Source organism: Luteibacter sp. KNZ12-1A (assembly GCF_056755675.1).
The window spans coordinates 1-7218 of the sequence record NZ_JBPGXU010000148.1 but is presented as its reverse complement, the minus strand read 5'-3'; the positions used below and the strand labels follow the sequence as shown (position 1 = coordinate 7218).

Below are 7218 nucleotides of genomic sequence, written 5' to 3'. Positions count from 1 at the left end.
TTTTCACCCTTACCCCCCATTCCGAGATGTAGTGTGGTCTCGGGGGCTCGGATTTGTTTATATGAGACTGGCGCCGACCCTGTCGGCGATGAGCCGCGGTAACCCGGCTATTGCGCCTGTGCCTCGATCGCCTTGGCCTGTGCCTTGGCCTGGTCGTCGACGGCCTTCTGCACGTCCTGCGCTTTCTTCTTCTGCGCCTGCATCGAATCCCACGGGGTTTCGACGCGCGCCTGTGGCGCCGGCGGCTCGTTCGGTTGCGGTGGTTTCGAACAGGCCACGCAAGCGAGCGCGACCACGACGGGCAGTGCGATACGGATCATGACGCGGTCCTCCGGGCTGACCCGAGTCTCGCGCGGCTACCGGGTCAGCGCAATCGCGCACCGTAGAAACCGTCGGTCCGTTCCACTTCCATGCGCCAGCCGAACAGGTCGGACAGGTGCTCGTCCGCCAGCAGCCGCTCCTTGGCGCCCTGGTCGAACAACGCGCCGTCGCGCAGCATCACCACGTGGCCGATCTCCGGCACGATTTCCTCGACATGGTGCGTGACCAGCAACAAGGTGGTGCCGTCGCGCGCGAGCTCGCGCAACAGGTCGAGGAAGCGCCGGCGCGTGCCGGGATCGAGTCCGGCGCAGGGCTCGTCCAGCAGCAGCGCCCGGGGACGGTGGACCAGTGCCCGCGCGATCAGCACGCGACGCGCCTCGCCGGTCGACAAGGTCGAGACGTCGCGTGCCGCCAGGTGCGACGCACCGACCCGTTCCAGTGCCTCCACGGCGCGCCGGCGCATGCCATCGTCGACCGCGTGGTCGAGGCCCAGCGTCATCGAGGCGAAAAAGCCGGACAACACGGCGTTCAACGCGACCTCGTTACTGGCCTCGAACTCCCGGCGAAGGTCCGACGAGACGACGCCGAGCAGCGAACGCAACTCCGCCACGTTCCAGCGATCGCGTCCGAAGATGCGCACCACGGCCGAGCCGTCGTCGTGGACGAGCGGGTAGACCCGTCGTTCGATCAGTTTCACCAGGGTCGACTTACCCGAACCGTTGGGCCCGAGGATGGCCGTGTGCTGGCCCTGGGCGACGGTGAGCGAAAACCTGTCGAGCAACGCGCGGCCTTCGCGGAGGACGGTGGCGCGGTCGATGGAGAGCAGCGGTGTCGAAGTATCCATGTTCCCGAGCATACCGGCCCCTCGGAGCCGGCGGCGATACCTTGTACGATCGTTCCAAAGGAGACCGACATGCATCCACGACTTTCCAGTTGGCGCCTCGACGGGCGCACCGCCCTGGTCACCGGCGCCAGCAAGGGTATCGGTTACGCCTGCGCGCGCGAACTGGCCGTCCTCGGCGCCGACGTGCTGCTGGTGGCGCGCGATGAACTCGTCCTGCAGGAAGTGCGCGACGAGCTGGCCGAGGAATGTCCCGACGTGGAAGTGCTGGGCATGGCGGCCGACCTCTCCGACCACGAGGACCGCCTGGCCGTGTTCGACTGGATCGTCGACCTTGGCATGAACCTTTCCATCCTGGTGAACAACGTCGGTGGCAACACGCCGCGTCCGACGCTGGACTACGAGGAGGACGAATACCGCGCGCTCTTCGAACTGAACGTGTTCTCCGCCTTCGAAATGAGCCGGCTGGCCTATCCGCACCTGGTCCAGCACGCCAACGCGGCGATCGTGAATGTCGGGTCGGTCTCCGGCATCACGCATGTACGTACAGGTTCACCCTATGGGATGACCAAGGCCGCGCTGCACCAGATGACCCGGAACCTCGCGGTCGAATGGGCGGAGGACGGCATCCGCGTCAACGCGGTGGCGCCGTGGTACATCCGCACGCAACGCAGCGAGCCCGCGCTCGCGGACTCCGAATACCTGGAGGAAGTGCTGGAGCGGACGCCCATGGGCCGCATCGGCGAGCCCGAGGAAGTGGCCGGGGCCGTGGCCTTCCTCTGCCTGCCGGCATCGAGCTACGTCACCGGCGAAGTCGTCGCCGTGGATGGCGGATTCCTGCGCTACGGCTTCTGAGGCCTTAAGATAGGCGGTTCCCCGGGGCCGCCGGCGCGCCGCCGCGCCATGCCGCCCGCCTGTCTTGCCCCCGAGAGCCCCATGAACATCGGTATCGACTTCGGCACGAGCTATTCCGCCGCCGCGACCTTCGTCGGCGACGAACTGACCCTGATCCACTTCGGCGAGGCCAGGCAATTTCGCACGGCCGTCTTCTTTCCCGAAGTGGTGCCCGATCCGAACGACTTCCAGCTGACGCCGGAACTCGACGCCCAGGTCGAGGCCCACATCCGCTCGGCACGCGCCCAGCAGCGTCAGTTCGCGACGGAAGCGCAGCAGCGCGGTGGCGCCTTCGTCGAACGCGGCGACAACGAACTGCGTCGCGACGCGTTGCGCACGGTGCGCCGCCAGTGGATGGAGCGCCGCGCCGCCGAATCGCCGACCGCGACGGTGGAAAGCTTCCAGCATGCGCTGTTCGGCGACGAGGCCGTCGAAGCCTATCTCGAGTACGGCGACGGCAACCTCATCGAATCGCCGAAGTCGATGCTGGGCTATCGCCTCGATCCGCAAGTGCGCAAGGTGATCGTGCACATCGCCACGCACATCCTCGAGCACATACGCCTCGCCGCCAGCCGCCAGCTCGGCGAGGCCGTGCGCACCGCGGTGATCGGACGGCCGGTGCACTTCCGCAGTTCCATGGGCGAGAAGGGATCGGAACAGGCGGTGGAGATCCTCCGCGAAGCGGCCGCCGTGGCGGGCTTCGACGGCATTTCGTTCCTGGAGGAACCCGCGGCGGCGGCGATGCACTATCACAAGCGGCTCACGACACGGCAGGCCGCGCTCATCGTCGACATCGGCGGCGGTACCACCGACGTCGCCTTCGCCGAGCTGGGCGGCGATGAACTGCCCCGGATCGTCCGCACGTGGGGCCTGGCCAAGGGTGGCACCGATCTCGACATCAACCTCAGCATGCATAGCTTCATGCCTCAGCTGGGCAACAACGTCACCCGCGTGCCCGTACATCATTTCGTCGAAGCGGCCAGCGTGCACAACCTGCCGAAGCAGCGCGAGTTCCGCCGCCAGGATTACCGCATGGTCGACGAACCCTGGCAGTCGCGGTTGCGCGCGTTGCAGCAGCCGGGCGCCACGACACGCCTCAACCAGGTCGCGGAGCGCAGCAAGATCGCCTTGAGCACCGTCGACGACACCCACGCCGATCTCGGCTTCCTCGAACACGGCCTCGGCGTGGGCATCGCTCGCGCCGACATGGACGAAGCGGTGGAGCCGTTCATCCACCGCATGCAGCGCCTGCTCGCCGAGGTCCGCGAGGAATGGCCCGGCGTGCCCGCCAGCGTGTTCCTCACCGGCGGCACCTCGCGCTCGCCGATCGTGAAGGCGGCCGTACGCGACAGCTTCCCGGGCATTCCCATGGTCGAAGGCGACCCCTCGCTGGGCGTGGTGTCCGGACTCGCGGTGGCAGCAGCCTGATCGAGCTTTGTGGGAGCCGACCTTGTCGGCGATCCCGCGGCAGCGGGCCGGGTCAATGCAAGCACCCATCGCCGCTGAAGCGGCTCCCACAAGAACAGCGGCTTCCACAGGAGCGGCAGCTTCCACAAGGGCTGAGGCTCCCGCCATCGGGTATCGGCAAGCCTTCAGCAGCCTACCCGCAGCCCTTCAACTGTGCCTGTAGCCGTGCATCCTTCGCCTCCAGTGGAGCGCGCTCGCTCTTGAACGCGTTGCGGAGCAGCCGCTGGTTCGCCTCGGCGTCGCCGCGCAAGGCCTGGCAGGCCTCGGTGGGGCTGAGCCGGCGGCACTGGTCCTGCACCCATACGTAGTTGCTGGTCGCCACCGCCGCCGCATTGCCCTTGCCGCGGTTGAGTTCCGGCGCGGAAGCGACCGCCGCGTCGCGGCTGCCATAGGTATCGGCGAGCGACGGGGTGATGGCGCCGAGCACGCCGAGCGGCGCCATGTATGGCTCGGGATGGCCGTTGTCGCTGGTGTACGGCTTGCCGTCGGTGGCGCGGATGCAGCCGTAGAGCACGGGAGCCGGGGCCACGGGTGCCGCCGGCGGGGGTGTCTCGTCGACCGCCTCGCGCGATGGCGGCGGCCCGGGCATCGGTGCCACGCGCCCGTCCGCCGGTGCGGAGTCCTGCAGCTGGATCGCCTGCTGGCGCTGATTCTTCGCGCAGGGTGTCTGCTGGTAGATCGTCTGTCCACCGGCCTGGCACTTGTAGACGGTTTCCGCCGCCACGTCGCCGCCCGTCGCCAGGGCGAGGGCGGCGAGCAGGACGCGCATGGGAAGCATGCTCAGAACTCGGCCACGTGTTCTTCGGAAGCGAGGCCGAGTGTCATCGCGCCTTCGCCGACGTTGACCATGCCCGTGATACCCATCGGGCTCTCCAATATCTCCACGCCGGCCTCGGCGCAAATGCGCGTGAGCGCCTGGTAGCCGGGCAGGTTGCGCATGTCGTCGAGATCGCCGCCGTAGCTGAGCGAGAGCGAAGGCACGAGCAAACCGGCCTGCACGCGCTTCGCGGCGTAGTCGAACAACGTCTGCGCACCATGCTCGAAGCCCCTGACCTTGCCCACCGGCCCGGTTTCACCCTTGTGCGCGCGCAGGATCGGCTTGATATCCAGCGCGGTACCGAGCATGGAACTCAGGAAGCTCACGCTTCGGTCGCCCTTGCTGCGGGCTCGGGAACGGAGATAGTTGAGGTCGCGCGGCAGCATGTAGCCGTAGGAACAATCGGCGATATGGGCGGCGCGTTCGCGTACCTCGGCGGGGGACTTGCCCGCCTGGATCGTTCGCACCGCCTCGACCACCACCGGCGCCGAGCCGGCGAAGATGTTGCGGGTATCGACCACGCGCATCAGGAAGGGGCCGCCGATGCCGGCGGCTTCGCGGATCGGCCGGTAGTTCTTGAGGATCGCGAAGCTCGCCTTGATCACGTTGTCGTGGATGGGGCTGCGCGTGGCCATGATGGTGAGGCAGACGACGCAGTCGTATTCCTTCACCATCCGCTGGAGGAAGAGGTTCTGCACGTCTTCCACCGAGCTTGCCTCGGTTTCGGCCGAATGGCTGCGGCTGCCCAGCTTCTGGTTGCGGAAACGCTGGATCTCGACCGGGTCGCGGTCGTCCTTGAAGCGTTGCAGGTCCACCTTCACGGCGATGGGCATCACCGCGATACCGTTGCGCTCCAGGAAATCCTGCGGCAGGTCGCAGGCCGCGTCGATCGCTACGCCGATTCGCATCGGGCACCACCCCCCATCGTAGGCCTGACGGCCCGCGGCGCCCGAAACACCCGATGCGTCCCGGCTTGCCCCGCTGGGCCGGATGCTACACTTGCGCGAATGAATTTGGCACTCCGCCGGCGTGGCGTCGCCGGTAACCGCGCCGTCGGCAGGCAAAGGCGAACGCCGCCGGCGCATGCGCACCCGGATTCGACATGAAAACCAAGAACGAGATCGTCTCCAACTGGCTGCCCAGGTACACGGGCACGCCCGTGGAGGCATTCGGCCGGCACATCCTGCTGACCAACTTCGGCCACTACGTGGAGCGCTTCGCCCTGGAGCACGGCGTGGAGGTGCACGGGCGCGACCGGCCCATGCCCAACGCGACGGCCGACGGCATCACGCTGATCAACTTCGGCATGGGCAGCCCCAACGCGGCGACGGTCATGGACCTGCTCAGCGCGATCGAACCCCAGGCCGTGCTATTCCTGGGCAAGTGCGGCGGCCTCAAGAAGAAGAACGCCATCGGCGACCTGGTCCTGCCGATCGCCGCGATCCGGGGCGAGGGCACCTCGAACGACTACCTCCTGCCGGAAGTGCCGGCCCTGCCGGCGTTCCAGTTGCAGCGCGCGGTGTCCACCATGATCCGCGACCTCGGCCACGACTACTGGACGGGCACCGTCTACACGACGAACCGCCGGGTCTGGGAACACGACGACGGCTTCAAGGAATACCTGCGTCGCACCCGCAGCATGGCGATCGACATGGAAACCGCGACCATCTTCGCCGCCGGCTTCGCCAACCACATCCCCTGCGGCGCGCTCCTGCTCGTGTCCGATCAGCCGATGATCCCGGAAGGCGTGAAGACCGAAACCAGCGACGCCGCGGTCACGGCCACCTTCGTCGAACGGCATATCAAGGTGGGCGTCGAAGCGTTGAAGCTCGTCCGCCGCCACGGCCGCAGCGTGAAGCACCTGCGCTTCGAAGACGATGGCGAGCCATGAAACCCGCAGACCTGCTCCTGGGCGTACTCGTCGCACTGATATGGGGAAGCAATTTTTCCGTGATCGAGGTGGGCCTGCGCGACCTCGATCCCTTCCTCCTTACCGGACTGCGCTTCACCTTCACCGCGTTTCCGCTGGTGTTGTTCCTGCGCCGGCCGCGTGACGTGCCCGTCGCGGCATTGGCGGCGTACGGCGTGCTGTTCGGCGTCGGTCTCTGGTGGGTCGTGAACCTGGCCATGGCCAAGGGGATGTCGCCAGGGCTTTCATCGCTGGTGTTGCAGTTCAGCGCGTTCTTCACCGTCCTGTCGAGCGCGGTGTTCCTTCGCGAACGCATCCACATGCCTCAATGGGCGGGCATGCTGCTGGCGGCGGCTGGCCTGGTGATCGTGATAAGCCATATCGAAGGTACGTCCACCGCCGTCGGCATCGCGCTGGTCTTGCTGGCGGCGTTCAGCTGGAGCGTCTGCAACCTCATCGTGAAGCGGTACAAGCCGGCCGACATGATCGCGTTCGTCGCTTGGTCGAGCGTGTTCTCCGCGCCGCTGCTGTTCATCCTCACCTATGTCGTCCACGGACTGGCTCCCTTTCAGGCCCTTGCTCACGGAGTGAGTTGGCGGGCGGCCGGATCGGTGCTGTTCCAGGCCTATGTGACCACCGTGTTCGGTTACATGGTGTGGAACAACCTCATGAAGAAATACCCGGCGACATCGGTGGCGCCGTTGTCATTGATCGTGCCGGTGTCCGGCATCTTCACCTCGTACCTCGTGTTCGACGAGCGTTTCGAGCCCGCCGTGTGGGGTGGCATCGTGGTGATGCTGATGGGTGTCGCCTGCTTCGTCCTCGCGCCTTACCTTCGGCGTCGCGGTGTCGCCGTCGCTTGAGGTTGCTCGATAGGCGGCAATACGCCCGGGCACTCGGTGTGGGAACTCGACCCTGGTGGGAGCCGACTTTGTCGGCGATGGGTGCTTGCTGCAACCTGGCCCGCTG

General features: G+C 66.9%; 8 protein-coding genes. 4 read left to right on the top strand and 4 right to left on the bottom strand.

The features are described 5' to 3' along the window. Positions 1-107: 107 nt before the first annotated feature. The gene (locus tag ACR9ZJ_RS18410; protein WP_481281744.1) at positions 108-320 is read right to left on the bottom strand and encodes a hypothetical protein; all 213 of its coding nucleotides are present in this window, start codon (positions 318-320) and stop codon (positions 108-110) included. Between the two features lie 44 nt (positions 321-364). Continuing rightward, a complete protein-coding gene (locus ACR9ZJ_RS18405; RefSeq protein ID WP_481281743.1) occupies positions 365-1165 on the bottom strand; it encodes an ABC transporter ATP-binding protein in 801 nt (266 codons plus the stop codon). A 69-nt stretch (positions 1166-1234) separates the two neighbouring features. Here ACR9ZJ_RS18405 and ACR9ZJ_RS18400 point away from each other — a divergent pair, with 69 nt between their 5' ends. Together ACR9ZJ_RS18400 and ACR9ZJ_RS18395 are read left to right on the top strand one after the other, a co-directional pair. Further along, positions 1235-2017 carry an SDR family oxidoreductase gene (locus tag ACR9ZJ_RS18400; protein WP_481281742.1) on the top strand — a complete coding sequence of 261 codons (783 nt, stop codon included), beginning with the start codon at positions 1235-1237 and terminating at the stop codon, positions 2015-2017. Between the two features lie 81 nt (positions 2018-2098). Beyond that, on the top strand, positions 2099-3484 hold the full coding sequence (locus ACR9ZJ_RS18395) for an Hsp70 family protein (protein ID WP_481288579.1): 1386 nt from the start codon (positions 2099-2101) through the stop codon (positions 3482-3484). A 172-nt stretch (positions 3485-3656) separates the two neighbouring features. On the opposite strand, the gene ACR9ZJ_RS18390 is transcribed toward ACR9ZJ_RS18395, so the two are convergent. Both ACR9ZJ_RS18390 and ACR9ZJ_RS18385 read right to left on the bottom strand, forming a co-directional pair. After that, positions 3657-4292, bottom strand: a complete 636-nt coding sequence (locus ACR9ZJ_RS18390) for a DUF4124 domain-containing protein (protein ID WP_481288578.1) — start codon at positions 4290-4292, stop codon at positions 3657-3659. Positions 4293-4303: 11 nt separating this feature from the next. Then, on the bottom strand, positions 4304-5248 hold the full coding sequence (locus ACR9ZJ_RS18385; protein ID WP_481288577.1) for a DegV family protein: 945 nt from the start codon (positions 5246-5248) through the stop codon (positions 4304-4306). A gap of 194 nt (positions 5249-5442) precedes the next feature. Here ACR9ZJ_RS18385 and ACR9ZJ_RS18380 point away from each other — a divergent pair, with 194 nt between their 5' ends. Further along, positions 5443-6231, top strand: a complete 789-nt coding sequence (locus ACR9ZJ_RS18380) for an AMP nucleosidase (protein WP_481281739.1) — start codon at positions 5443-5445, stop codon at positions 6229-6231. Continuing rightward, entirely contained in the window at positions 6228-7112 is an 885-nt protein-coding gene (locus tag ACR9ZJ_RS18375) for an EamA family transporter (RefSeq protein ID WP_481288576.1), read from the top strand. Before ACR9ZJ_RS18380 ends, ACR9ZJ_RS18375 begins: the two co-directional genes overlap by 4 nt. Positions 7113-7218: the final 106 nt, after the last annotated feature.